The 22,845-nt window shown below is 43.1% G+C and carries 27 protein-coding genes and 1 pseudogene; 19 read left to right on the forward strand and 9 right to left on the reverse strand.

Going from position 1 to position 22,845, the window contains the following annotated elements:
* A pseudogene (locus QUB44_RS21965) lies at positions 1-398 on the reverse strand (hypothetical protein); the annotation flags it as partial.
* Positions 399-607: 209 nt separating this feature from the next.
* Complete coding sequence (locus QUB44_RS31250) at positions 608-706, reverse strand: RQC domain-containing protein (protein WP_445243688.1); 99 nt, start codon at positions 704-706, stop codon at positions 608-610.
* 841 nt (positions 707-1,547) lie between these two features.
* Here QUB44_RS31250 and QUB44_RS21975 point away from each other — a divergent pair.
* The 7 genes from QUB44_RS21975 to QUB44_RS22005 all read left to right on the forward strand — a co-directional run bounded on the left by QUB44_RS21975 (position 1,548) and on the right by QUB44_RS22005 (position 5,553).
* Entirely contained in the window at positions 1,548-1,640 is a 93-nt protein-coding gene (locus QUB44_RS21975; RefSeq protein WP_333168740.1) for an HNH endonuclease, read from the forward strand.
* Positions 1,641-1,750: 110 nt separating this feature from the next.
* Complete coding sequence (locus QUB44_RS21980; RefSeq protein WP_333370763.1) at positions 1,751-2,011, forward strand: hypothetical protein; 261 nt, start codon at positions 1,751-1,753, stop codon at positions 2,009-2,011.
* Positions 2,012-2,426: 415 nt separating this feature from the next.
* Entirely contained in the window at positions 2,427-2,633 is a 207-nt protein-coding gene (locus QUB44_RS21985; protein ID WP_333163180.1) for a hypothetical protein, read from the forward strand.
* A gap of 377 nt (positions 2,634-3,010) precedes the next feature.
* Entirely contained in the window at positions 3,011-3,193 is a 183-nt protein-coding gene (locus tag QUB44_RS21990) for a CsbD family protein (protein ID WP_333163178.1), read from the forward strand.
* Positions 3,194-3,270: 77 nt separating this feature from the next.
* Positions 3,271-3,714 (forward strand): hypothetical protein, encoded by a 444-nt coding sequence (locus QUB44_RS21995; protein ID WP_333141525.1) that lies wholly within the window; start codon positions 3,271-3,273, stop codon positions 3,712-3,714.
* 116 nt (positions 3,715-3,830) lie between these two features.
* Positions 3,831-4,343 (forward strand): hypothetical protein, encoded by a 513-nt coding sequence (locus QUB44_RS22000; RefSeq protein ID WP_333370765.1) that lies wholly within the window; start codon positions 3,831-3,833, stop codon positions 4,341-4,343.
* A gap of 427 nt (positions 4,344-4,770) precedes the next feature.
* Positions 4,771-5,553: a thioredoxin domain-containing protein gene (locus tag QUB44_RS22005; RefSeq protein WP_333370767.1), complete on the forward strand. Its 783-nt coding sequence runs from the start codon at positions 4,771-4,773 to the stop codon at positions 5,551-5,553.
* A gap of 96 nt (positions 5,554-5,649) precedes the next feature.
* Here QUB44_RS22005 and rpe read toward each other — a convergent pair whose 3' ends face one another.
* Complete coding sequence (gene rpe / locus QUB44_RS22010; RefSeq protein WP_333163172.1) at positions 5,650-6,351, reverse strand: ribulose-phosphate 3-epimerase; 702 nt, start codon at positions 6,349-6,351, stop codon at positions 5,650-5,652.
* Positions 6,352-6,596: 245 nt separating this feature from the next.
* Here rpe and QUB44_RS22015 point away from each other — a divergent pair, with 245 nt between their 5' ends.
* The 3 genes from QUB44_RS22015 to QUB44_RS22025 all read left to right on the forward strand — a co-directional run bounded on the left by QUB44_RS22015 (position 6,597) and on the right by QUB44_RS22025 (position 9,140).
* Positions 6,597-6,971: a hypothetical protein gene (locus tag QUB44_RS22015; protein ID WP_333370769.1), complete on the forward strand. Its 375-nt coding sequence runs from the start codon at positions 6,597-6,599 to the stop codon at positions 6,969-6,971.
* A gap of 104 nt (positions 6,972-7,075) precedes the next feature.
* On the forward strand, positions 7,076-8,491 hold the full coding sequence (locus tag QUB44_RS22020) for an LCP family protein (protein WP_333370771.1): 1,416 nt from the start codon (positions 7,076-7,078) through the stop codon (positions 8,489-8,491).
* A 220-nt stretch (positions 8,492-8,711) separates the two neighbouring features.
* Positions 8,712-9,140 carry a DUF202 domain-containing protein gene (locus tag QUB44_RS22025; protein WP_333370773.1) on the forward strand — a complete coding sequence of 143 codons (429 nt, stop codon included), beginning with the start codon at positions 8,712-8,714 and terminating at the stop codon, positions 9,138-9,140.
* 155 nt (positions 9,141-9,295) lie between these two features.
* On the opposite strand, the gene QUB44_RS22030 is transcribed toward QUB44_RS22025, so the two are convergent.
* Positions 9,296-9,718 (reverse strand): DUF2809 domain-containing protein, encoded by a 423-nt coding sequence (locus QUB44_RS22030; protein WP_333370775.1) that lies wholly within the window; start codon positions 9,716-9,718, stop codon positions 9,296-9,298.
* Between the two features lie 296 nt (positions 9,719-10,014).
* On the opposite strand from QUB44_RS22030, the gene QUB44_RS22035 reads away from it, so the two are divergent.
* Entirely contained in the window at positions 10,015-10,209 is a 195-nt protein-coding gene (locus QUB44_RS22035) for a hypothetical protein (protein ID WP_333370777.1), read from the forward strand.
* Here the strand turns inward: QUB44_RS22035 and QUB44_RS22040 are convergent.
* The 4 genes from QUB44_RS22040 to QUB44_RS22055 all read right to left on the reverse strand — a co-directional run bounded on the left by QUB44_RS22040 (position 10,195) and on the right by QUB44_RS22055 (position 14,579).
* Positions 10,195-11,052: a hypothetical protein gene (locus QUB44_RS22040; protein ID WP_333370779.1), complete on the reverse strand. Its 858-nt coding sequence runs from the start codon at positions 11,050-11,052 to the stop codon at positions 10,195-10,197. The two genes, QUB44_RS22035 and QUB44_RS22040, sit on opposite strands and share 15 nt — an antisense overlap.
* Before the next feature lies 1 nt (position 11,053).
* Positions 11,054-12,331 (reverse strand): DUF3696 domain-containing protein, encoded by a 1,278-nt coding sequence (locus tag QUB44_RS22045; protein ID WP_333370781.1) that lies wholly within the window; start codon positions 12,329-12,331, stop codon positions 11,054-11,056.
* Positions 12,321-13,448, reverse strand: coding sequence for a DUF262 domain-containing protein (locus QUB44_RS22050; RefSeq protein ID WP_333370783.1), 1,128 nt, complete (start codon positions 13,446-13,448; stop codon positions 12,321-12,323). The genes QUB44_RS22045 and QUB44_RS22050 overlap by 11 nt, the downstream gene beginning before the upstream one ends.
* A gap of 216 nt (positions 13,449-13,664) precedes the next feature.
* On the reverse strand, positions 13,665-14,579 hold the full coding sequence (locus tag QUB44_RS22055) for an alpha/beta fold hydrolase (RefSeq protein WP_333370786.1): 915 nt from the start codon (positions 14,577-14,579) through the stop codon (positions 13,665-13,667).
* Between the two features lie 169 nt (positions 14,580-14,748).
* Here QUB44_RS22055 and speB point away from each other — a divergent pair, with 169 nt between their 5' ends.
* The 7 genes from speB to frr all read left to right on the forward strand — a co-directional run bounded on the left by speB (position 14,749) and on the right by frr (position 21,096).
* Entirely contained in the window at positions 14,749-15,678 is a 930-nt protein-coding gene (gene speB, locus QUB44_RS22060; protein ID WP_333370788.1) for an agmatinase, read from the forward strand.
* A 134-nt stretch (positions 15,679-15,812) separates the two neighbouring features.
* Positions 15,813-16,370 carry a thioredoxin family protein gene (locus QUB44_RS22065; protein ID WP_333229061.1) on the forward strand — a complete coding sequence of 186 codons (558 nt, stop codon included), beginning with the start codon at positions 15,813-15,815 and terminating at the stop codon, positions 16,368-16,370.
* 134 nt (positions 16,371-16,504) lie between these two features.
* The gene (gene modA / locus QUB44_RS22070; RefSeq protein ID WP_333370791.1) at positions 16,505-17,305 is read left to right on the forward strand and encodes a molybdate ABC transporter substrate-binding protein; all 801 of its coding nucleotides are present in this window, start codon (positions 16,505-16,507) and stop codon (positions 17,303-17,305) included.
* 70 nt (positions 17,306-17,375) lie between these two features.
* Positions 17,376-19,199 (forward strand): molybdate ABC transporter permease subunit, encoded by a 1,824-nt coding sequence (gene modB, locus QUB44_RS22075; RefSeq protein WP_333370793.1) that lies wholly within the window; start codon positions 17,376-17,378, stop codon positions 19,197-19,199.
* 103 nt (positions 19,200-19,302) lie between these two features.
* Positions 19,303-19,701: a peptide-methionine (R)-S-oxide reductase MsrB gene (msrB, locus tag QUB44_RS22080; RefSeq protein ID WP_333163153.1), complete on the forward strand. Its 399-nt coding sequence runs from the start codon at positions 19,303-19,305 to the stop codon at positions 19,699-19,701.
* A gap of 131 nt (positions 19,702-19,832) precedes the next feature.
* Positions 19,833-20,561: a UMP kinase gene (gene pyrH / locus QUB44_RS22085; RefSeq protein WP_333076369.1), complete on the forward strand. Its 729-nt coding sequence runs from the start codon at positions 19,833-19,835 to the stop codon at positions 20,559-20,561.
* The gene (frr, locus tag QUB44_RS22090) at positions 20,548-21,096 is read left to right on the forward strand and encodes a ribosome recycling factor (RefSeq protein WP_333056539.1); all 549 of its coding nucleotides are present in this window, start codon (positions 20,548-20,550) and stop codon (positions 21,094-21,096) included. The genes pyrH and frr overlap by 14 nt, the downstream gene beginning before the upstream one ends.
* A gap of 164 nt (positions 21,097-21,260) precedes the next feature.
* Here frr and QUB44_RS22095 read toward each other — a convergent pair whose 3' ends face one another.
* The gene (locus tag QUB44_RS22095) at positions 21,261-21,551 is read right to left on the reverse strand and encodes a hypothetical protein (RefSeq protein ID WP_333370795.1); all 291 of its coding nucleotides are present in this window, start codon (positions 21,549-21,551) and stop codon (positions 21,261-21,263) included.
* Positions 21,552-22,041: 490 nt separating this feature from the next.
* Here QUB44_RS22095 and QUB44_RS22100 point away from each other — a divergent pair, with 490 nt between their 5' ends.
* The gene (locus tag QUB44_RS22100) at positions 22,042-22,494 is read left to right on the forward strand and encodes an NADAR domain-containing protein (protein WP_333163149.1); all 453 of its coding nucleotides are present in this window, start codon (positions 22,042-22,044) and stop codon (positions 22,492-22,494) included.
* The last annotated feature ends 351 nt before the right edge of the window (positions 22,495-22,845 follow it).

The raw sequence follows: 22,845 nt of genomic DNA on the forward strand, positions 1-22,845 counted from the left end.
TACAACAAACTACATTGAAATTTAGTCAGATTTAACTGTAGCATATTCGGGGTTCCAGTTAAGATGCGTTTACCCTGTAAGTAGCACCAGCTTTCTCTACCGTAGCTGCGGATGGGAGCTTCAATTTCTGCCGCACTTGCCAATATTTGCAAAAAGATTTCTGGCTTGACACCAATAATTTGGTCGCGATTGATTCTTTGCCAATCTATGGGTTCCCAAGGGCGGGGATGCGGGGTGGAAAATTGCTGGGGTAGATCGGAAAGTCGATCGCTCAAAACTTCCAATGACATATAATGGTCGATGAGCGAGTTAATCCTGGCCCGACTTTGCAAATAGCGAGGGCTTTGATACTGATTACCAGCCAAATCAATTGTATACACCTTACCAGTAGCTTTCATTGTGTCTGCCTGTTCGTGACTTTTACAGCTATTGTGCAAAAGGCATTTGGGAAGTTGCAATGAGTAACGTGCAGGCTGCTCAATTACTAGCAGTTGCCTCGACTGAGCCGAACTCAGGTGAAACGGCCTGAAGTAGGGTGAACTAAGCAACACATGATACGGCTAAGATATGCGGCAGAGTAGGCTTCCTCTAATAAATTGTCTATACTTCAGTCTTGACTAATTCCATAAGTAGAAAGTTGGTGATGCTGGCATTGCAAAAATTTTTGATTTTTAGAACCACGTAGCACGTCTAAGCGGTTGCACATTTAAACTGTCATACAAGCATTACCCTTGTTTTTGATTGGGCGACCCCATTTAATTATTAATTTTCCTTGATTTAAGAGGTGATGCCATAAATATTCTAGCTCTGAAATTAATATAAAAAATCGATTTACAATAATATATATTTATCGAGTGCCATACTAATTTAATTAAGTTATAGTCGGGTTGTTTTCGGGAAAATTCTAAATGAAGATTAGGCATTTATGTCTCAATTCTTTTTAGGCACTATTCTTTAGATATCTCCCAAATATTCCCCTTATGTGGGAAAAGAACATAACAGACATTTTTTTAAACATAAACATGAGCGAGATACTGAATTATATTGAAGAGAATCATCAAGAAACACAGCGATTAATTGGTCTGCCCTATGAACAGTTACAACAATTACTCCCAAATGCCGAACGATTTTAACTTTAGCATACTTTGGACTCTCGTTAAAATGGGCTTACCCTCAATGAAAAACCCGGGTTCGATTTCTTAGGATTAAACATCAGACAATTCCCTGTTGGGCAAAACACATCAGGCAAAGTTAATGGCAAAATCCTGGAACTTCACACTATTATCACCCCCAGCAATGAAAGTCACAAAAGACACTACAGAAAAGTTGCACAAGTAATAAATAAGTCGCGTGGGTTGGGAGCATCTCATATTTGTAAAAACACTTATTCTGGCTCTTTTCTTCTTCCTCTTTCCTCCTGGCTCCTGACTCCCCACTCCAATTTCTAGCTTGGCTGCTTTCATTGAGATGCTCCAGTTCAAGAATGGGAGTACGCCTCGAAATACCCGTAAAAGTGTCTAAACTACTCAAGGGACAAAAATGGAAATGTGATCACTGCGATAACTACTTCAAAGATAGAGGTTGATCACGTCATCCCCAAATCGCAAAGTGGAAGGGAATCGTATGATAATTGGCAATAACTCCATCGACATTGCCACGACACAAAAACTGCTAATGATGGCAATCTCGGTAACAAATCTAGCTGCAAAAGTGCTAAACCTAAGCCAACAGTGGAAGGAAGGCTTTGGGCGTGGTAAAACGATATGTTGGTAACGACTTACTGATGACAACATCCGTTTTATTGGGGAGCGGAATGATGGGAAACTATCACGTTCCGCTTTGGAGAGCAGTGGAGGAGGCGACTACTTCACTGACTTTAATTATCCTGAAAAAGGGAATGAAGATGCTAGGGATGGAGCGGCAAAACGATACCTCTTGGCCAGAGGTATCCGCCTCGAAAGAGGGAAAGTGTGGGGAGAAGACCCCCTCTACTATTAACGATGCACCCTGAGATGGCAAGTGGACTTCGATGAACCATGAATTAGAATCTCCGTCCGCGACGGTGTGGGAGTATGTCAAGGATGTCGAAACAGCCTCATCAAAGAACCGAGAAAAGGTACTTATGCCGATCGCGCCGCAAAAAAATTCTCCTCCCTCCTCCCCTTTCCCCAACTCATTCACTGCCCGCGCCTTGCCACTCACCAAGCAATCTCACGCACTATTCCCCTTCCCCTCTCTCCTTTCGGGATCATGGAAGTTTCCGTAATTTATCTTAACTATAAAACTCCAAACTCAAAACTATTCACCAGCCCCTATCTCCCTTCAGACAGAGGGAAGTTTTGGTGATGTCCCTTATGATAGATATAAGGTTAACTTTTAAGTACCCTTGTTAAAAATAAATTTTGCAAACAATAGGGTAAAAACTAATGAATACTGAGGAAAAAGCGACCCACGCTGGTAGCGAAAATCAAGTCACGCTACCAAAATCCCGGGAAATCTTGCTCGGCGAGGAAACAGAAAAAGCCCTCGGTCAGCAAAAAAAAGAAGATGCTCAAACTATGCACGCTGTCGAACAGTTGAAAGAAGAACTTCAGCAAAAAATAGATAAAGAGTGTCATCACAAGGTAGATTAAAACTAATAGGTTGTTTTTTGGGTGTGGGTAAGATCCGGTCTTGCCCACACCCGCCTTTTTAAGGCACAATTAAATAAAATTTAAAGATTATAAATTCTTTTGGGTTTAAAAAAATAGTCTTGGATCCACGGGCGACCCTCCAGCAGTTTTTTACAAAAATACTTGATTGCAGCCAGCAGAAACGGTAAAAAAAGCCGGTCAGTATGAAAGTGGCAGTTTGTCTAAAATTGAAAAATTATTTTTCCATCTTCCATGTTCTCTCTTCATTTTTTCTTCATTCTTTCTTCCTAGAGGTAGAGTGCAACGCAGCTCCTAGTTACCTATGATGAGTTTATAAAGTAAAAAACGTCAAATTAGATACAGATAGGGAGAAACCCATGAGCACTCAAGATAGAGCAAAGGCAACTGGCGACAACATCGCAGGCAAAGCTCAAGAAGCCCTAGGCAATGTTACTGGCGACCCGAAGGATAAAGCAGAAGGCAAAGCCAAGCAGGCCAAAGCTGAAGCTGGTCACGCCATCGAAGATGTAAAAGATGAGCTCAAAAAGAAACTAGACTAAGCCTAATACTAATTGAGAGGGTCGAGCAACCTGACCCTTTCAATTATGCCAAATCTTTTCTGAACGGAGGAAAAAAGGTGAGTTTATTGCAGCAGAGTCGCAAAATAATTGCGGGCGTACTTTTGGTTTTAATGCTGGCAGTTACTACTGCGTGCGCGCCCAGCGTTTCAGCCCAAAAACCGACTGATGTACCTGTAGCAATTGGTGGCAGTCAGGGTTATTACGCGCAGCTAGAACGTGGCAATACCGCCGCAGGTCAAGATTTTGGTCAATGGGTAACAAAGACGGCTCAGGGTCTGGTTCAGGATGCTTACGTCCGCGACAATAACAAATTGGGAGTTGTAATTACCCCGCAAGTCCGCCCGACTGAAGTGAAAGACTTGGCGAAATCTTTAGCACAAGGTTTTCACCGCAATTTCCCAAATCAGGATGTAAGTGTTTTGGTTTACGCTCCTGACAAAAAACTGATTTTGACGGCTAAGTACGACCAGCAATCAAATCAGATTGAATACAAGTCTTGACCGAGTTAGCAAGCTTAAATGATAGCCGCGTGGCGGTTTAATATTCCGCAGTTTTTTGAAGGCGAAACCATCTCAATTTAAGACTGAAATGTTGTGTAGATTGGAAGAGAGTTACCATGAGTAGCAGCGATAATTACAAGCGTCAAATCATGAACGATTTAGCCCAGGGCGATCGAGAAATGATGCCGCAGACAACTGGTGAAGATTACGAAAACTTTGACGATTTTGCTCAGAGAACTTCGCCGGCTCAGCGCAAACAATTATTCGGGCGTTCCCTGAATCACGACTCGCTCCCGCCGGCTCAGTTGGAACCGGAATTGCAAAAGGCGATCGCCCAAATTAAGCCAAACGAACGCGACGACGTGGCCCGCGAATTCTTCAAGCATTTGGGCAAGAGAGGATTGGACGATCGCCACTTGGAAAAGCAGCTAGGACTTTCTACCCACCACGCCAGCCGCATGAATGCTGACGATGTTACCAAGCTGGCCTCGTTTACCTATCACAATCACCCGGATATTTTCCGAGAAGTGCTGGCCGAACAGCCGAGTTTGATGAAGTTTTTGGGCAATCCAGTTGTTGCGGGTATTTTGGGAATAGTTGCTGCTAAATGGCTCAACAGCCGCAAATAGTCTCGGATTCAGACAAGCCGAAAAGCAGAGAATACCTGCAGCAAATAAAAGGACGATCGCCCGGGCTATCGCCCTTTTATATTTTATATCTAGTCCCGTAAAATAACGGCGATCGCGTTTGTAGTGAGGACTTGAGTCCTCATAAGATTCTGAGGACTCAAGTCGGGATTACAAACCTTTTTGATTGCGGTCGTTCGAGGGGACATAATATTATATTAAATCCCGATGCTTTAAATCTTAATTATTGGGTTCGTAGCTGTTCGGGTGATTAACACCCATTGCCAATTACCGACTACGAATTACCGATTGCCAATGACTAATTATTGCTCAAAGCTAAAAATAGCTGCACAACCTTAAACTGCGGTACACCTGACACTCCGCAAAATTAAATGTAGGATTAAGTTTTGCCGTGAATCACAAAAAAAAGATGAACCTATCCACTATTTGGCGAAAACTCCGCAGCCAGCAAGCCTTCTGCTTGGCTGCACTCCTGGCAGGTTGCCTGGTATTTATCGGTTGTTCCCCTGCACAGTCAGCGGCTGGCAATTCAGTCGATCCCAAGTTGAAAGAGCAAGTCTTGCAGGTTATCCGCGAAAACCCGCAAGCGATTTTAGAGTCGGTACAAGCGTACCAGCAACAGCAGCAGCAGTCTCTCAAAGCAGCGCAGCAGTCATTTTTGCAGGAGATGAAAACTAATCCCAAATCTGCGATCGGGGATTCTCCCAGCACGGGTTCAGCTTCGCAGCAGATTGTACTTTTAGAATTCTCTGACTTTCAATGTCCGTTTTGTGCGCGCGCTCACGATACTGTCAAGCAGTTTATGGCAAAACACCAGGACAAAGTTACTTTAGCTTACAAGCATTTACCCTTGACTTCTATTCACCCTCAAGCGCTGCCAGCAGCTAAAGCAGCTTGGGCTGCTCAACAGCAGGGCAAATTCTGGGAATATTACAGCGCTTTGTTTGAAGGACAGAAAGAGTTAGGCGAGCCATTGTACACATCGATCGCCCAAAAGCTCAATCTAAAATTAGATAAATTTAACACCGATCGCAACAGCCCCGCTGCAGAAGCCGCCATTCAGAAAGACGTGCAACTCGCTCAACAACTGGGCATTCAAGGAACTCCCTTCTTTATTATGAACGGCACAACTTTCTCCGGGGCGATCGAGCTTTCTGAGATGGAAAGCATTCTCGCCTCTGTCTCGAAATAAGTAATTCATGACTCTTGGAAACCGAGTCTAAAAATGCGTTCCCAGCCTACTTTGGCTGGGAACGAGAAAAACCAGAAAAACTCGAAAAATCTTTGATTAAACGGCAGCCAACTCAGGAGTCGGGCGCTTGCTGTGGCGGATACCCTCGATCGCCGCTGCGTAATCATTCGCCTTAAACACAGCAGAACCAGCGACGATCGCATTTGCGCCCGCTTCCAGAACCTGCCAAGTATTGTTCCCCTTCAAACCGCCATCTACCTCAATCCAAGGATCGAGGCCCTTGTCGTCGCACATTTTACGCAACTGGCGAATTTTCGGCAAAACAGCCGGGATAAAACTTTGACCACCAAAGCCCGGATTGACGCTCATAATCAGCACCAAATCGCAAAGTTCCAGCACGTACTCGATCAACTCCAAGGGCGTCGAAGGATTCAGAACCACACCAGCCTGCTTGCCCAATTCCCGAATTTGGCCGAGGGTGCGGTGCAAGTGAGGCGAAGCATTATGTTCCGCGTGAACCGAAATAATGTCAGCACCGGCCTTAGCGAAGTCCTCGACGTACTTCTCCGGCTCCACAATCATCAAGTGGACATCGATCACCTTGGTAGTAACGGGGCGAATTGCCTCAACAATCAGCGGCCCGATAGTAATATTAGGAACAAAGCGACCGTCCATCACATCTACGTGAATCCAGTCAGCCCCAGCTCGATCGACAGCCTGAATCTCTTCTCCAAGACGGCTAAAATCGGCTGATAATATGGATGGAGCAATAACGATGGGTTTTTGGGATTGGGTCATGGCTAAGTCTGTTCTCCTGACTGCTGTGCTGTATCCAGTTTATCAAAATACGGGTCTCCGGGTCGAAAAGTTGCCAACGATCGGTCGCGAGATTGGAAGGGCAGAAAAATTTGGCCTCTGACAGACAAGTTTGGCGATCGCGCCCCAGCCCAGCTCTCGGAATTTTGGTTTAGGATATAAATTTTCCCTCTAACAAATAACTTGTGTGCAAAATCTCACCTTCTGCAAATTTTGAGTACCGAATTATGAAAAAAACAGATCGCTTAGAAAATCCTGAACTCGATCGTGCCAGTCTGTTTGTATTAATGATCCCAGTCATCGGCTTTTTCCCCGCCCTGTGGACTCTTTACCGCCGTCAGGGTAGTCCCGAACGCAAAGCCATCAGCCGCTTGGCAATTGCCCTTGCTTTTAGTTGGCTCTTAGGACATATTCTTTTAGAAGCTGGAGCGATTTCTGCGGAATCTCCGACACTTCCCATGTTATTAATGAGTAGCCTGCTAACAACCAGCTATTTCATCGTTGCTCTGGGACTGATGGTTCGCCTCTGGAAGCGTCAACCGCTATGGTTGCCCGGAATTAGTCGCGTAGCCGAGCAAGTAGTAGGCAAACATTTATCATAATTTAGGGTTATTTTCAGCCCCTACCCTATTGATTGATTGCGTCTTCAGCTTGATACTACATATTGCCATTATCTTTTTTATTTTTGTTGTGTGTGAGGAAGCCAGTGCCAGCTCAAAAAATTCCTAATCAAGACCCTATCCAACAATCAACTGCTCAACCTGCAACCAAAAAAGCTTCCCAGCCCCATCGAGGCCGCTGGCTGGGTTTTGGTTTTGGTTTGGCAGGAGTAGCAATGCTCTCAGCCACAGCCGGAGCGTTGCTAGCCGTCTCCCTTTCCACAACGCCACTTCAGCAACAAAAGTTGAGCCCTGAAGAAGCAGCAGTATTTTCTCAAGGCGACATGGCAAAGCTCAACATGAAGATGCCGGAGCTGACTCGGCCAGTTAATATTTTAGTTTTAGGACTTAAAGTTCTGACCTCTGACATCGAAGGAAGTGTCAACAAAGATGTCGGATACGAGCTTTGGGAAAACTCCTTTAAGGGCTTAACCGATACCATGCTGTTGGTTAGGTTTGACCCTCAAAATAAAAAGTTAAGCCTGCTTTCCATTCCGCGAGACACCCGCACCTATGTTGAAGGCAGGGGCGAGGTGAAAATCAACGAAGCTAATTACTACGGGGGCCCAGCTTCGTCAGCGAAGGCAGTCAGCGGACTCTTGGGTGGCGTGGGAATTGACCGCTATGTCACAGTCAATATTCAAGGCATAAAAAGCTTAGTCGATGCACTTGGTGGCATTACTATCAATGTCCCTAAAGACATGAAGTATACCGATCATAGTCAGCATTTATATATAGATTTAAAGGCTGGCAAGCAGAAACTCAACGGCGAACAAATCGTGCAATATTTGCTTTACCGGCACGACGATTTGGGCGACATCGGGCGGGTGCAGCGCCAACAATTGTTGATGCGGGCTTTTGTGGAACAGGAAGTAAATGTAGGTTTGCTGTCTCGACTACCGAAGATTTTGTCGGTGATTCAGTCTCACCTTGACACGAATTTGAGTATAGAAGAATTGGTGGCTTTGGCTGGTTTTGCTACTCAAACCGATCGCGCTGGCGTGCAGATGTTGATGGTTCCCGGTAAATTTAGCGATTCTAAGGACTACAAGTCAAGTTTTTGGTTGCCCGACCAATATGCCATCGAAACTATGGTGGCGGAACATTTTGACTTCGGCCAAAATACTTGGACAATTGAGAATGCTGATTCGACTTTTCTGAAGGTGGCGATTCAAGATAGTACCGGAGATCCATCGGCTGTTGAAGATTTTGTCAATAATTTGACTCAAGCCGGTTATCGGAATGTTCAGGTTTATAAAGCTTGGCCCGAACCGCTGGAGGTAACTACTCTAGTAGCTCAACAAGGCGATATTAAAGGTGCTCAAGCGATTCGCCAGTTTTTGGGTTTTGGAGATGTGTTGGTTGAGAGTACGGGTTCTTTGAATTCGGACGTGACAATCAGATTGGGTCAGGATTGGCTGAGCAAAAAAAATCAGTCTGGCGGGGAATTTAAGTCTTTTTAAACAGGGCTTTAACCGCAGTATTTGTAGGGACACAGCATTGCTGTGTCCTCTTGTTTTCTGTTGGTAGAGATGGAGGCGATCGCTTTTTTGTCGATTTACTGATAGTATATTTTTGGGTGATGATGAATCACGATCGCAATACCGATACTTCCCTCCGCAGTCACAAGTGAAACAATAATCAACGAGGGAAAGCTTAAGATATTTTATCAAGGTAGGGTTGATGAACAAGGGTGATAAAATAGACCGACAGCGAGAACATCAGGCAAATGAACGCACCTTTCTGGCATGGTTACGAACTTCACTGGCTTTAGTTGGTTTTGGGTTTGCAATCAGTCGGTTCAGTTTATTTCTCCGTCAATTTCAAGCTACAGTGACTCAGCAAGAAGTTTCCTCCCCTCCCTTCTTCAACTCCGAAACTTTAGGGCTGAGTCTGGTCGTTTTTGGGATTGCGGTGATTGCCTTAGCAGCATGGCGTTATAATCGAGTTTTCTGGCAAATTGAGCGAGGTGATTATCGCCCAAATCGTGTGCTAGTTTGGATTCTGACTGGAGTTGTAATGATTTTAGGAACGTTAAGCATTCCCTTGTTGCTGTGGCGAGAGCGCGGAAATATAGCTCCCACTTCAACTCCTAAAAATTCTCAATTCTAAGTTAACCCGATCGCTTAGAATTGAGTGAAAATAACCGCAACCATATCATTAAGCTTTTGTGCATCTAGATTGTCTGTGGTGTTAGAGGAGCTGATGGGGAGAGCATTTGACTTTCGCTCTGGTCATGGAAATATACAATTTAAATGCAGTACAACTTACAAGCGGAAGCAAGTAGAATGAAGCCATCGCACCCACAACCAACCTAAAAAACTCCCCACAAAATAAGAGATAAAATCTGACCAAGTAAAGTGATTTCCCAAAATCAGCCTTCCGGGTAAAGTAGCTCGCATTGCTTGTAAAAACGGAGGTGTCCACAGTTGGAGAAACTCTACTCCGCAGGTAGCTAGACACACAGCTACAGCCACCCTAATTTGCGAAAATCGCGGCAAGATCAGAACTACCAGCAAAATCCAAAATACCTCATAGGCTATGCTTCCAAAAAAGTCGTTGAACCATTCCGGTGCAGGGCCGCGAGAAAATCTCACTGCGTAACCTAAAGGGATAATCACGATTATACTGATGAGCAGGGCAATTCGATATTTTAAAAAACGGCGATCGGGAGAAATTGGAGAAGTCATTAAATTTGAGAGAGGTTTTTTGTTCACTTTAACGCTTTTGCTATAGTATGGATTCTACTAGCACAAGGAAGAAGGAAAATGCAATAGCGGGACTCAGACAAAAGTTATCTTGAAAATAGGCTCAAACCCAGTCGTCAAGGCCAATTAAGCTCTCTTCGTCTTTTTCCTTTCTGCGACTAGGTTTGAACCTCATTTACCCCGCTCCAAATCCATTTCCCAGAGTGGAATACCAGCCGATTTTAGCCCATAATTTGTTTAAGTCCCACTAGCAAAGTATTCTCGCTAGGGCTAAATTTTTGCTTTCGGTTTACCTCGGCACCCTCGGCATGACGGGCATGATTGCTTGGGTTGGGTTGAATTTGGTAGAAGTCAAAGCCGACGACATTATTTTTATTCCGGCAGCTACCGGCGCTGTGGGAAGTGTGGCCGGGCAACTAGCTTCATGGCGCGGGTGTCGGGCGATCGGGTCTGCCGGTTCAATTAATGTCTAATATTTTATTTTGATCTCGTTTACACTCATCAATGTTGCCTTCTATATCAGCTTCTCCAACATGAGATTTAGCTTTATTAAACACTTCTAAGTGAGCGGATTTCCCGAAATGTAAATTATCTACATACCAATATCGGTCTGTAGCTACTTCGCGGTAGATAGCTCTGCCCTGAAACCTGGGTGAAATTTTTTCAAATCTTTGTTTGTCTCTTAGTATAGTTTGCTCATCTATGGGAGGGTCATTAGAGAGTTCATCATATACTGAACAGCTTAAATTAAATGTATGTTCTAGCCAATCTTCAAGCGCAGATTTATTATCAAGACAATCTAATTTTAGACAATTTACTTCATCATTATTTTTAACGATAGTAATTAAGCAACAATTAGTAATATGTGGATGATCGAGGTGAAAACTGGAATTGATAAAATTAATCAATAAATAGGTTGAGCTACTGTTTTGTAATTTTCTATCAGCTATTTCTGCTAATGATGTATCATTTACACCCTTGTACTTTTCATTAATCATCAAACAATCAAACGAGTCTGTTGAAGAATGTACTTGTTCTTGACGCCATTCTTTAGGATTTAATTTATTAAAAACAACATTCATGAAGGCTTGTTTAAGTGATTTATCTTTAATTTGGTTTAAGCTTTGATTAAAATTAGAGCCTTTTACCGCTTCATAGTTGACAAATAATTTACTATCCTCCTTGTATATTTGTTTATCTTTAATTTTTTCATTAATCACATCAAAAATAGCTTTAAAAACTATTACTGCTTCTTTGAATTCGGCATCATTAGGATACTGTCCCTCAAGGGATACTTCATTAATAAAAATTTCCATTTTAGATTCCAAAAAGACGTTCAAAATCTTTATCCATTTGGTCAAAAAATCCTTTAGGCCATTCTTCAATTCCTCCATTAGGTTGAACAGGAATTTGTACAACTGGTTGCTCTGAATTTAGCTGTAAGTATAATATATTTAAATTTTCATGGTCAATATTTTTATCAAGCACAGCTATTCGCAAGGCATTTAAAATATGATCGCTATGTGATTCAATAAAAACTTGTACGCCACAACTGCTAACCTTAGCTAGAAAGTGAGTTAGTCTCGATTGCGCTTTTGGGTGTAAATGCGCTTCTGGGTTTTCTACAATTAATATTTCACCTTTTCTAGCAATTAATCCTGAAACAATAATTGGCAAAATGCAATGGTATCCAAAGCCAACATTAGCTGGTTTATAACGATCTTTTGAGGCGTTGGTATTAAATAAAGGTTCTAAAATGTTACTTATTGATTGTGATATTTCTACTTTAGCTCCCTCAAAAACATAACTTAGCCATTCTTCTGTTTGATTAGATAATGTCTTTGCATTGTCTCCTCTGCACAACATATCATCAACTAAATCATTTCCTTTTCTATAAAGCAAATTTACAGTAAATTCGCCTTTTGCACCTACATTAGGAAAGTTTTTCAAAGTGGACTTGAAATAAAATTCTTGTGGGCCAATGCGATCGGCTGAAATGTAGTGAATATGACTAAAATTGAAAGATTCATCTAAGGAATTCAAATAAAAATTTTCATCTTCTATTAAACTAGAATCATTAGGTATTAAATTATTTAATGAACAGTTGCCCAATCTTTTTGGTTCATTTTCAGTAGTTGAGTATTCATTAGTATTGTCTTTTTTTAAATACTTTTTCTGTACCGTAGTGACAGAATTGTCTAAATTAAATTTATTACACAACAAGTTGATCTCGCTGATTTTTGCTACCATATCATCATCTAAATTTTCTCTTAATAAATATTCCATACATTTATGAATAACTTTATTGGGATGAACAATTTCATGGAAATAATATTTAAGTACAATGGGTTCATCTCTTGAAATACTACTATTCCTAACATCAACAAAATTACCCAGTCTTACACAACTTCCATTCAACAGAATTTGGGTTGTCACTTCACTATGCTCAATAGATTGTCGCATTAAAAGCAAAGCTTGTAAAAGAGTAGATTTACCACGCCCATTTATGCCTGTTAACAGGTTGATATGTGTTAAAGGAAACTGTATTTCATCTTTAAAACACTTAAAGTTTTTTAACTCTATTTTAGTTAGCATTTTCTACGTCTCCTAAAATATTTTGTGCTATTTTAAAGCGGGTACTAACTTTAGATTTGCTACTCGTAGAATACTTTATAGCGTCAAAGTATTCTGGATTTTTAAGCAATTTAATAAAGTTACCTTGAATAGACTTCTTGTGATCTTGTAAAAAGTCATCGCTCATTTTAGAGAAAAAATAACAGACAGATTCAAAAATTGCGATATTTATTTTTCCCCTACTTCGATCCGATGGCAAACGAAAATTTCCCCACCCAAAAAATTTAAAAGTTAAATTCATTACTCGCTCAAAATCATTTTTTAATAGCTCTATTTCTCGATCATCCATTAAATTAATTTTTTTCATAGCTCTCTCTACAAAATCACTCATATCACCTTGATAATCTTTTTCATAATCAAATAGTTTAAAAGCCAAGTAACGCAAAATAACTTCTCTATCCTTCATTCTTTTGGGTGAAACACCGTTGTCTATAGCCTTTATAAAAGATTCTTTTTCTGATAACTGTTTTAGCAGCTTGGTTGATTTTCCTGAAAAAATACAGTTTCTAACTTCTTGACGTTCAAGTTTAGTTCCTCCTGTGTTAACTCTATTGAAAATATCATAGACAACTTTAACGGGAACAGAGGGCTTAATAAGATATATGTAAAGTTTTTTATCTTCAATCCTTGTTTCATAGTCACCTGGTAGTTCTTTAAGTTCTGAAAAGGTGTAGCCATTCAACTTAGTTAATGCTTCTAAACCACTTAAGTTAAATTTATCGTTAACAAATTCATGTAAAGCTGTAGTCCGCTGTAGACCGTCTACAATAATTAGTTTTCCCTCTTTTGTTTGATTTAAATACCAGGGAGGAAGGGGAAAATTTAGGATAACAGATTCAATAAATTTACTTTTTTTGTCTAATTCCCAAACTACATTGCGTTGAAAATCTGGATCGATAATCAGCCTGCCATTGTCATATTTCCTCAATAACTCAAAAACAGTTTGAGGATCTTCTCTAATATCAATATCTGCTTCAGTTGGATCGTAAGGATACAATCCACCACTATCACCACTATCCTCTTCCGCAGTATCCTCATCTGTTTTGATGACATCATCTTGGAGTTCACTCTCCGTCATTACTTGCTCCTTCTCCTAATATGTGTAACCTTGATGATTCCTCAATTGCACTAGCCTGTAATTTCTTAACGGGACTTAAACAAATGTTAAGCCAAAACCAAGCCAAAACTGGCTTTAATGGATTGTATCATGCTTAGCACTGATTTTTTGTTTAAGTCCCGACTTGTTCAAAAAGTCGGGTATCGGGGTCTTCTATTTTTTTACAAATAAAATGCGCTAATTTTCGGTAAATGCCGATCGCTCTTTAATCCAATCGAGTAAAATAGGATTGACCAATTCCGGCGCTTCATCCTGGGGACAATGGCCCACTCCCTCCAAAGGAATAAACTTTTCAACAGCCGGAAACTTTGCCAATTCTCGCCCCAAAGCGATCGGCTCCCAAGGGTCGTCCGTACCCCACAAAATCAAAGCAGGACAGCTCAAACGCGGCAACAAATCCTCCGGTAGCGGCCCTTGAGAATAACTGATAAATGCCACAAATACTTCGACAGCGCCGCTGTCTTTGGCAGGTTCCAGCAGCATATTTACCAGTTCGTCGGTGACAGATTCAGGACGGCGATAAGCTTGCAAAAGCACTTTTTTTACTGTTTTTGGCGTGGCTAATTGTTTAAAAAATAATTGACTTATCCACTTGACATTTAAAAGTTTTTGTGCAATTGGCGCTCCAAAACTGCGATACCAAGGCAATTCGGCGCGTTTGCGATCGTGCAGCAACCGCAGGGAACAATTGAGTAAAATTACGCCCTCAGCAATATCGGGAAAATCAACAGCGGCTTGCATAATTGCCACACAGCCGATCGAATTTCCCACCAAAAAAGCCGGCCCGCCCGCAACTTCCCGACAAAAATCAGCAATTAGCTGTCCCCAAGTTTCAAAAGTATAGTCAATTTCAAGCTTGGGCGCGGGCTTCGCAGAACCGCCAAAACCGATGAGGTCGATCGCATAACAGCGGCAATCAGCAGCCAGCGCCGGCAAATTCTTGCGCCAGTGGCCCCAAGACGCACCAAAACCGTGGACAAACACCACCGCAGGCCCCTGAAAACCCGCAGCCTGGTAGCAAATCGGAAAGCCTTTCCACAGCCAAGTTTGAGGCGAAATAAGTGTTGACAAAGCGGGAGTAGAAGATGTCATGCGATTTTAGATTTTAGATTTTAGATTGGGCATGGGGCATAGGGCATGGGGCATTGTTAGCTGCTGACTGCTGACTGCTGACTAATGACTAATGACTACTTTGCAGTTAGAGCCGATATTATGTCACGATTAAACCTGCTGACTTCTTTGCTGTATTAAAATTTCCCTTATGCCAACGATCGTTTCCACTGCTGTCGTACCGTTTCTGGGGTCAGAAATTGTACCAGACTACGACACCGCCAAAGTAGTAATCTTGCCAATTCCCTACGAAGCTACCACCACTTACCGCCGGGGGTGCGAAAACGGGCCGGCTAAACTTCTAGAAGCTTCTCATCAACTCGAGTGCTACGACGAAGAACTAGATTCCGAAGTTTGCTACGATGTCGGAATTTATACAAAAGAGCCGATCGCCGATACCCGCAACAGGCAACCAGTTTCATCCTCAGAAATGCTGCAAGTCACCCAAGCAGCAGTCTACCAGCTAGTTACCGAAAATAAATTTGTGATCTCCCTCGGAGGCGAACACAGCATCACTGCCGGCGTTGTCGAAGGTTATCGCCAAGCATACCCGGATGAACCTTTCACAGTCGTGCAAATCGACGCCCACGGAGACTTGCGGCACGAATACGAAGGCTCGATTCACAACCACGCCTGCGTGATGCGGCGTGTTGTAGATATGGGCTTACCCACACTGCAAATCGGGATTCGCGCTATCTGCAAAGAAGAAGCCGACTTGATTAAAGCAAAACAGCTAAACGTGATTCGAGCTCGCGAAATCGCTACTCAACCGGATTGGGCCGATCGGGCAATTGCCAGCATCACAACTAAGCGAGTATTTTTGACGATCGACTTAGACGGCATCGATCCGACTTTAATTCCAGGAGTGGGAACACCTGAACCGGGCGGGTTAAATTGGTATTCCCTCACCGGATTTTTGCGCCGCATCTTCGAGTCATACGAAGTAATCGGGTGTGACATTATGGAATTAGCACCTATTGTAGATTCTGTAGTCTCAGAATTTACCGCAGCCAAATTAGCCTACAAACTTATTGGATATCAAGCTCTGGCTCAAGGTTGGCTAAAGCCAGACGAGGAATAAATCGCGAAGTAGGAATCACTTATAGGCTGTTGGCAAGGCTAGAATTAAGGTAAAGCCAAACAACAGCCAATTTTATTCGTGCTGATTGTTTCATCTTTCATGCTGGCAAATACTGCTCTTCACCTCCTGAAAACATGAGTTTACTAATCGATACAACGGGTACTCCCATTAACGGCTACGCTCCCGATTTTGAACTGCCGGGAGTTGACGACGAAGTTCACCATTTAGCTCGATATTTAGAAAAGTTTCGGGCGATTGCGGTGATATTTATGTGCAATCATTGCCCTTACGTGCAGTCGTATCTCAATCGTATGAAAGAACTTCAAGCAGATTTTCAAGATCGAGATGTTACTTTAATCGGGATTAATGCTAATGATGCAAACCAGTATCCCGACGACAGTTTTGAGAATATGAAAATTTTTGCCACCAACAATCAACTCAACTTCCCGTACATCCGAGATGTTGCTCAAGATGTGGCTGAAAGTTTTGGGGCTTCTAAAACGCCGGAGGTTTTTTTGTTAGACCAAGACGGCAAACTGCGCTATAAAGGTTTAATTGACGACAACGGTGACGATCCGGCGGCGGTGCAGGTTTCTTATCTGCGAAGTGCGATCGACCAATTGCTCAACAGTCAACCCGTTGAGCCTTCAACGACAGAGGCGATAGGCTGTTCCGTCAAATGGCGATCGTAGTCATTAGTCAGCAGTCATCAGTCATTAGAAGATGATAATCCTGGACAAACAGCATCTACTTGTAAGGTGTGCGCGGCGCACCTTACTACTACAGATAGTGTAGATCGCTCTAGGGAAAATTATAATACAGCCTTGTGGAAAGAAAACGCATTTTCAACCCGATCGTCGCAGCCACTTTAGCGCTGACACTGCTGATTGCTTGGAACTTATTTAAAAGCGTTTCCCCAAAAACAGCACAGCAGCAAACGTCCTTAAACGTATCCGCTGCTATCAGTCTCTCCAAAGCTTTAGGGGAAATCAAAACTGTTTATCAAAGCAGTAATCCGAATTTTACTATTACTTATAATTTCGGTGCTTCCGGCGCTCTCGCACAGCAAATTCAGCAAGGAGCACCAGTAGATGTATTTTTCAGCGCCGCTACAAAACAAATGAACGATTTGCAGCAATCTAACCTGTTAAGTAACGACACGCGCCGCAATTTGCTAACAAATCGCCTGGTTTTGATTACTCCCAAAAACGGTGTTGCTTTGAGCGATTTCAAACAGTTGACAGATGCCAGAATCAAGAAAATTGCGATCGGCGAACCGAAAAGCGTACCTGTGGGCCAATACGCTCAGGAAATGCTAAATAAACTTGGATTGTGGCGGCAAATACAGCCAAAATTAGTGCGAGGAAATAACGTCCGCCAAGTGCTGACATTCGTCGAAAGCGGTAACGTAGATGCTGGTATAGTTTATGCGACTGACGCCACAGCCTCAGACAAAGTAACTGTGCGGCTAACGGCTGCGGAAAATTTGCATTCGCCCATTGTTTATCCGCTGGCAGTTATCAGAAACAGCCACAATCCGGCTGCTGCGAAAGCGTTTGTTGAGTTTTTGGGGGGCGATGGGGCTAAAATAGTATTTCAGAAATACGGATTTGGCATAGTTCGATAACTCATTAATTAGGGATTTTTTACCGCAGATAAAAGCAGATAAGCGCTGATTAACGCGAATGTATTTATAGATGGAATTTGATATTTCTCCGCTCTGGATATCTCTAAAATCCTCCGCTATTGCAACATTTATCACCTTTTTCCTGGGAATAGCTGCCGCCCGGTGGATGCTTTCAACTCACATCAGAGGTAAAGCTTTGATTGAAGGCATTTTCATTTCTCCCTTAGTTTTGCCGCCGACAGTAGTGGGATTTTTGCTGCTGCTGCTGTTTGGGAGAAATGGGGCGATCGGCAAATTCTTGCTACAATTCGACTTTACTATAATTTTCACTTGGCAAGCCGCCGCCATTACTGCCACAGTTGTATCATTTCCCCTCATGTACAAAACTGCTTTGGGAGCTTTTGAGCAAATTGATGCCAATCTTCTCAACGCTGCTCGCACTTTGGGGGCCTCAGAGTGGCAAGTTTTTTGGCGCATTATGTTGCCGCTAGCATGGCCGGGAATTTTAGCAGGAACTATTCTCGCATTTGCCCGCGCTTTGGGTGAATTCGGCGCGACTTTGATGTTAGCTGGGAATATTCCCGGACAAACTCAAACTATCCCGATGGCAATTTATTTTGCTGTGGAAGCTGGGGATATGAGGCAAGCTGCTATTTGGGTTTTGATTATTCTGAGTATTTCTCTGAGCGTGCTAACTGCTGTTAATTTTTGGATTGATTTACAAAGGATATCGCTCAAACCGAATTCGAGCCAAAGACTGCAATTAAATATTCTTAAATTCGCGTCTACTTTTACTACTACAAAATCCCAAAAACAACAACCGAAAAGCGGACTTTGTTTAAGCATTTTTAAACCTTTGTCCAGCTTTGCCTTGGATGTCGGCTTCGGTATCGGCACGGAAGTGCTCGGAGTTTTGGGCGCGTCGGGTTCCGGCAAAAGCATGACTCTGCGCTGCATCGCTGGTTTGGAAACTCCAATGAGCGGTAAAATTTCAGTCAATGGCAGGGTTTTGTTTGACTCAGCACAGGGTATTAATGTAGCTTCTAAAGACCGCCGCATCGGTTTTTTGTTTCAAAACTATGCTTTATTTCCTCACCTGACTGTTGCTCAAAATATTGCGTTTGGCTTGCAGCATTTATCTGAAAGCGAGCAAAAAATTCGGGTAAAAGAACAACTAATTTCGGTGCAAATGTCGGGACTGGAAAACCGCTACCCGCACGAACTTTCGGGGGGCCAACAGCAGCGGGTGGCTTTAGCTAGGGCGATCGCCCCTTCTCCAGAATTGCTACTGTTAGACGAACCGTTTTCTGCTTTGGATACTCATTTACGCAGTCAACTGGAACGGGAGTTAATGCAGACTCTGGCTAATTATCGGGGAATTACTTTGTTTGTCAGCCACAATTTAGAGGAAGTTTACCGGGTGTGCAAAAATCTGTTGGTGTTGGCGGAGGGAAAGCCGATCGCCTTTGATACCAAAGAGAACATTTTCGATCGCCCTGGCAATTTCACTGTCGCCCAGTTGACTGGCTGTAAGAACTTCTCAGCAGCTAAACCGATCTCCGTAACTCTCGTGGAGGCGATCGACTGGGGCTGTACTCTGACTGTAGTCGAACCAATTCCCAAATCTCTAGTTTCTGTGGGAATTCGGGCTCATCAACTGAGTTTTGTTAGCGGGTGCGATCGTGAAAATACTTTTGCTTGTTGGATCGCCTCGACTGTGGAAACTCCGCACCGGGTGACATTATATCTCAAATTGCACTCGCCTCCCAATGATTCCCAAGATTATCACTTGCAAGCCGAAGTTTTCAAGGAAAAGTGGAGGGCTATTAAGGACAACCCTTTTCCCTGGTATGTTCATATCGAGCCAATTAGGTTAATATTAATGGAAGGCTGAGTTAACTAGCAATATACCGTTAACCGTCAACACTCAACAGTTAACAGCTAACAGTTAACCGTCAACACTCAACAGCTAAATACCTCTTAAGCAAACATCAATCATGACTCAACAAGTTAAAAAAACCGACACAGAATGGCAACAACAACTCACGCCAGAACAGTTTAAAGTCACCCGCAAAAAAGGAACGGAAAGAGCTTTTAGTGGCGAATATCACGACAACAAAAAACCCGGAACTTATAAGTGTATTTGCTGCGGCACTGAGCTATTTAAATCAGAAACCAAGTACGATTCCGGTACCGGTTGGCCGAGTTTCTACGCTCCCGTTAGCGAAGAAAATGTCAAGTGCGAGTCGGATAACACCTTGTTCATGCGCCGAACAGAGGTACTGTGCGCTGTTTGCGACGCTCATCTCGGTCACGTATTTAACGACGGGCCGAAACCTACCGGTCAGCGTTACTGCATGAATTCTGCTGCTCTTAATTTCGTCCCCAAGGATTAAATTTAGTCAACCGTTCTCAGTCAAGTGTTCTGGAACAGACTTTTGGGTCTGTTCCGGGCAATTGATGTTCAAAATGCACCCATACTGCTATCTTATGGTGGAGGCAAAAAGAGTAAAAAAATAGTGGCGGCATGGGGATGGTATATCAGCGAGTTTTGCTGAAGCTCAGCGGTGAAGCGCTGATGGGCAGCTTGGGCTACGGCATCGATCCGATAGTGGTTCAGTCGATCGCCCAGGAAGTGGCCAAAGTCGTGTCCCAAGGCATTCAAATCGCGATTGTTGTCGGTGGTGGCAACATTTTTCGCGGGGTGAAAGCTGCTTCGGCAGGGATGGATCGGGCAACGGCTGATTATGTGGGCATGATTGCTACGGTGATGAATGCTATCACTTTGCAGGATGCTCTTGAACAAGCAGGAGTACCAACGAGGGTGCAATCGGCGATCGCCATGCAAGAAGTAGCTGAACCCTACATCCGGCGGCGGGCGATTCGCCACCTAGAAAAAAAACGAGTAGTGATTTTTGGTGCCGGTTCTGGCAACCCTTTTTTTACTACTGATACTACAGCCGCTTTGCGGGCTGCTGAAATTGATGCAGAGGTCATTTTTAAAGCTACTAAGGTAGATGGGGTGTACGATTCTGACCCCCACCTCAACCCCAACGCGCGCAGGTATCAAACCCTCACCTATGCCCACGTCTTGAATCAAGATTTGCGGGTGATGGACAGTACCGCGATCGCCCTTTGCAAAGAAAATAATATTCCTATTATGGTATTTGACCTCTCGGTGTCGGGCAACATCTACCGAGCTGTAATGGGAGAATCTATTGGAACTCTTGTGGGAGGTTTTTGTGAAGTTAGCTGAAGCAGAAGATCATATGCAAAAGGCAGTTGAGGCTACTCAACGGTCTTTTAATACTATTCGGACGGGACGGGCCAACGCCTCCCTCCTCGATCGAGTCATGGTAGACTACTACGGCTCTCCAACTCCGATCAAATCCCTTGCCAACATCGGCACCCCGGATGCGACTACGATCACCATTCAACCGTTTGATCGCACAGCGCTTACCTCGATCGAAAAAGCAATTTCCCTGTCCGATGTAGGACTCGTTCCCAACAACGACGGTTCAGTTATTCGCTTGAACATTCCGCCGCTGACGAGCGACAGACGCCAAGAATTTGTCAAAATGGCCAGTAAGTTTGCTGAAGAAGGTAAAGTTGCAATTCGCAATATCCGCCGCGATGCCGTTGACTCGATTCGCAAGCAGGAAAAAAGCAGCGATATCTCTAAAGATGAATCCCGCGACTTGCAAGATAAAATTCAAAAGCTGACGGACAAGTACGTTGCCAAAATAGAAGAAGTTTTGGCAGCGAAAGAGAAAGATATCACGACTGTTTAGGGAATGGGAAATTGGGCAGGGGGAATAGGAAGAGTTTTGAGATTGCCGAGATACGGCCGCCAACAACGAGCAGACGCTTAATCTTGTGTGAGTTGTGAGTTAAAAACTCAAGATTTAACACTCATTAACTTACCAATTCCTCCTGCCCCATGACCACTCACCCATTACCAGTTGTCCGCTGAAGGAATTCGTCCTGCCATTGTTAGCGGATTTAAGGCTGCTGAGGCGATCGATCTCTTGGATGTGCCGACGACGCTAAGGAGCAGTACACTCAATCGATCGCCCAAGAATGCAACACTGATATGGTTTGGGCCCGTCGCTTGGCCAGAGCCTTCTATCAGTTTACAGGAGCTGCTTATAGAGCGGGCGTCAAATTCCCGATGCCTACTCAGTTGATGAGCAAAATTTTGTGTGGCTAACTGCTTTATGCCGATATCGCTAACCGCGCTTTTCATTCTTCTGATGCCGTTTTGGAATGAAGAAACAGGGAATGATAAATATTCTTACATTTCCATTGCTTATTCTTGATTTCCCATTCTTAATCCTTAACTTAAAAATAGGAATTACGCACTATTCCTCAGAAAGCCAGTTGATTCCTAGATTTTTCGTTCCTTAACCCGATTTTTTCCAAGAAACTCGGTTCAAAAGCGTAAATGCTATTTTAAATAAAGTCGATGCGAGGATTTTTTAATACAAGCCTCACGCTGCTCATAGAATAAATCTCAAATACTCTTGGAGGCAAAAAGTGGTTGAAAACGTTACTAAGAGCGCGGTAAGGCGCTTCATGGACACCCTGAATAATTATATTCTACCTAAATCCTGTAAAATATAGCCATCCTAAATCATTTGTAAATTTCTTACTCCCTCCCCTTGATAAGGTGAGGGTTGGGGTGGGGTCAAACATTTACGACTCATTTAGGATTGCTATATATAATCTCAAATCTAATGATAATTTATTTTTATAAAGTAGAGGAGCCTTACGGCTGCTTTTCTAATTTTTCACTACATGACATTTCTCTGCACGGTCAATATTGGTTGACTGTGGAACATTACTATCAAGCCCAAAAATTTGTCAGCACTGATAAAAGATTAGTGGCGGCAATTCAAGCCGTAGCAACTCCTCAAGAAGCCGCTAAATTAGGTCGCGATCCCAACCACCGGATTCGTGCTGATTGGGAAGCCGTGAAAATTCCCATTATGCGCGAAGCAGTTTTAACTAAGTTTCTCACTCATACAGACATTCAAGCTATTCTTCTTGCCACAGGGGATCGAGTGATTGTCGAGGATTCGCCAACGGATTACTACTGGGGGTGTGGCTGCGACAGAACCGGTCAAAATCATTTGGGTAAAATTCTGATGAGCGTGCGCCAAGAAATTAGTCAGCGCCTTGCACCCTGATAGAAACTCAAATTCTTTCGTTAATTATCATTATATGAAGTTATACAACAAATGTCAAGTTATCCTAACAATGAATAATTCTCATAGTGAGAGTTTAAGATTGCGAGAAATTTATAAGAGCATTAAAATAATAATTATTATGTGCTTAAGTCGCTCTGCCTGTTGAAGGCAAAGATTAAACTGGCGCGATCGCAAATTTTACTTACCCCAGCCCACCCGATGCGATACACCGTCGTCTCTGACAAGTGCGCGACGGATTAATTGTACAGATCGGTTTAGTCAAAAATTCCGGGTAATGTATTTGAGTTTGAACGTTCCAACAGCACATCAAAACTTCTTATTATTGTATAA

This window comes from Microcoleus sp. AT3-D2, from assembly GCF_036705715.1.
Taxonomy (GTDB): domain Bacteria; phylum Cyanobacteriota; class Cyanobacteriia; order Cyanobacteriales; family Microcoleaceae; genus Microcoleus.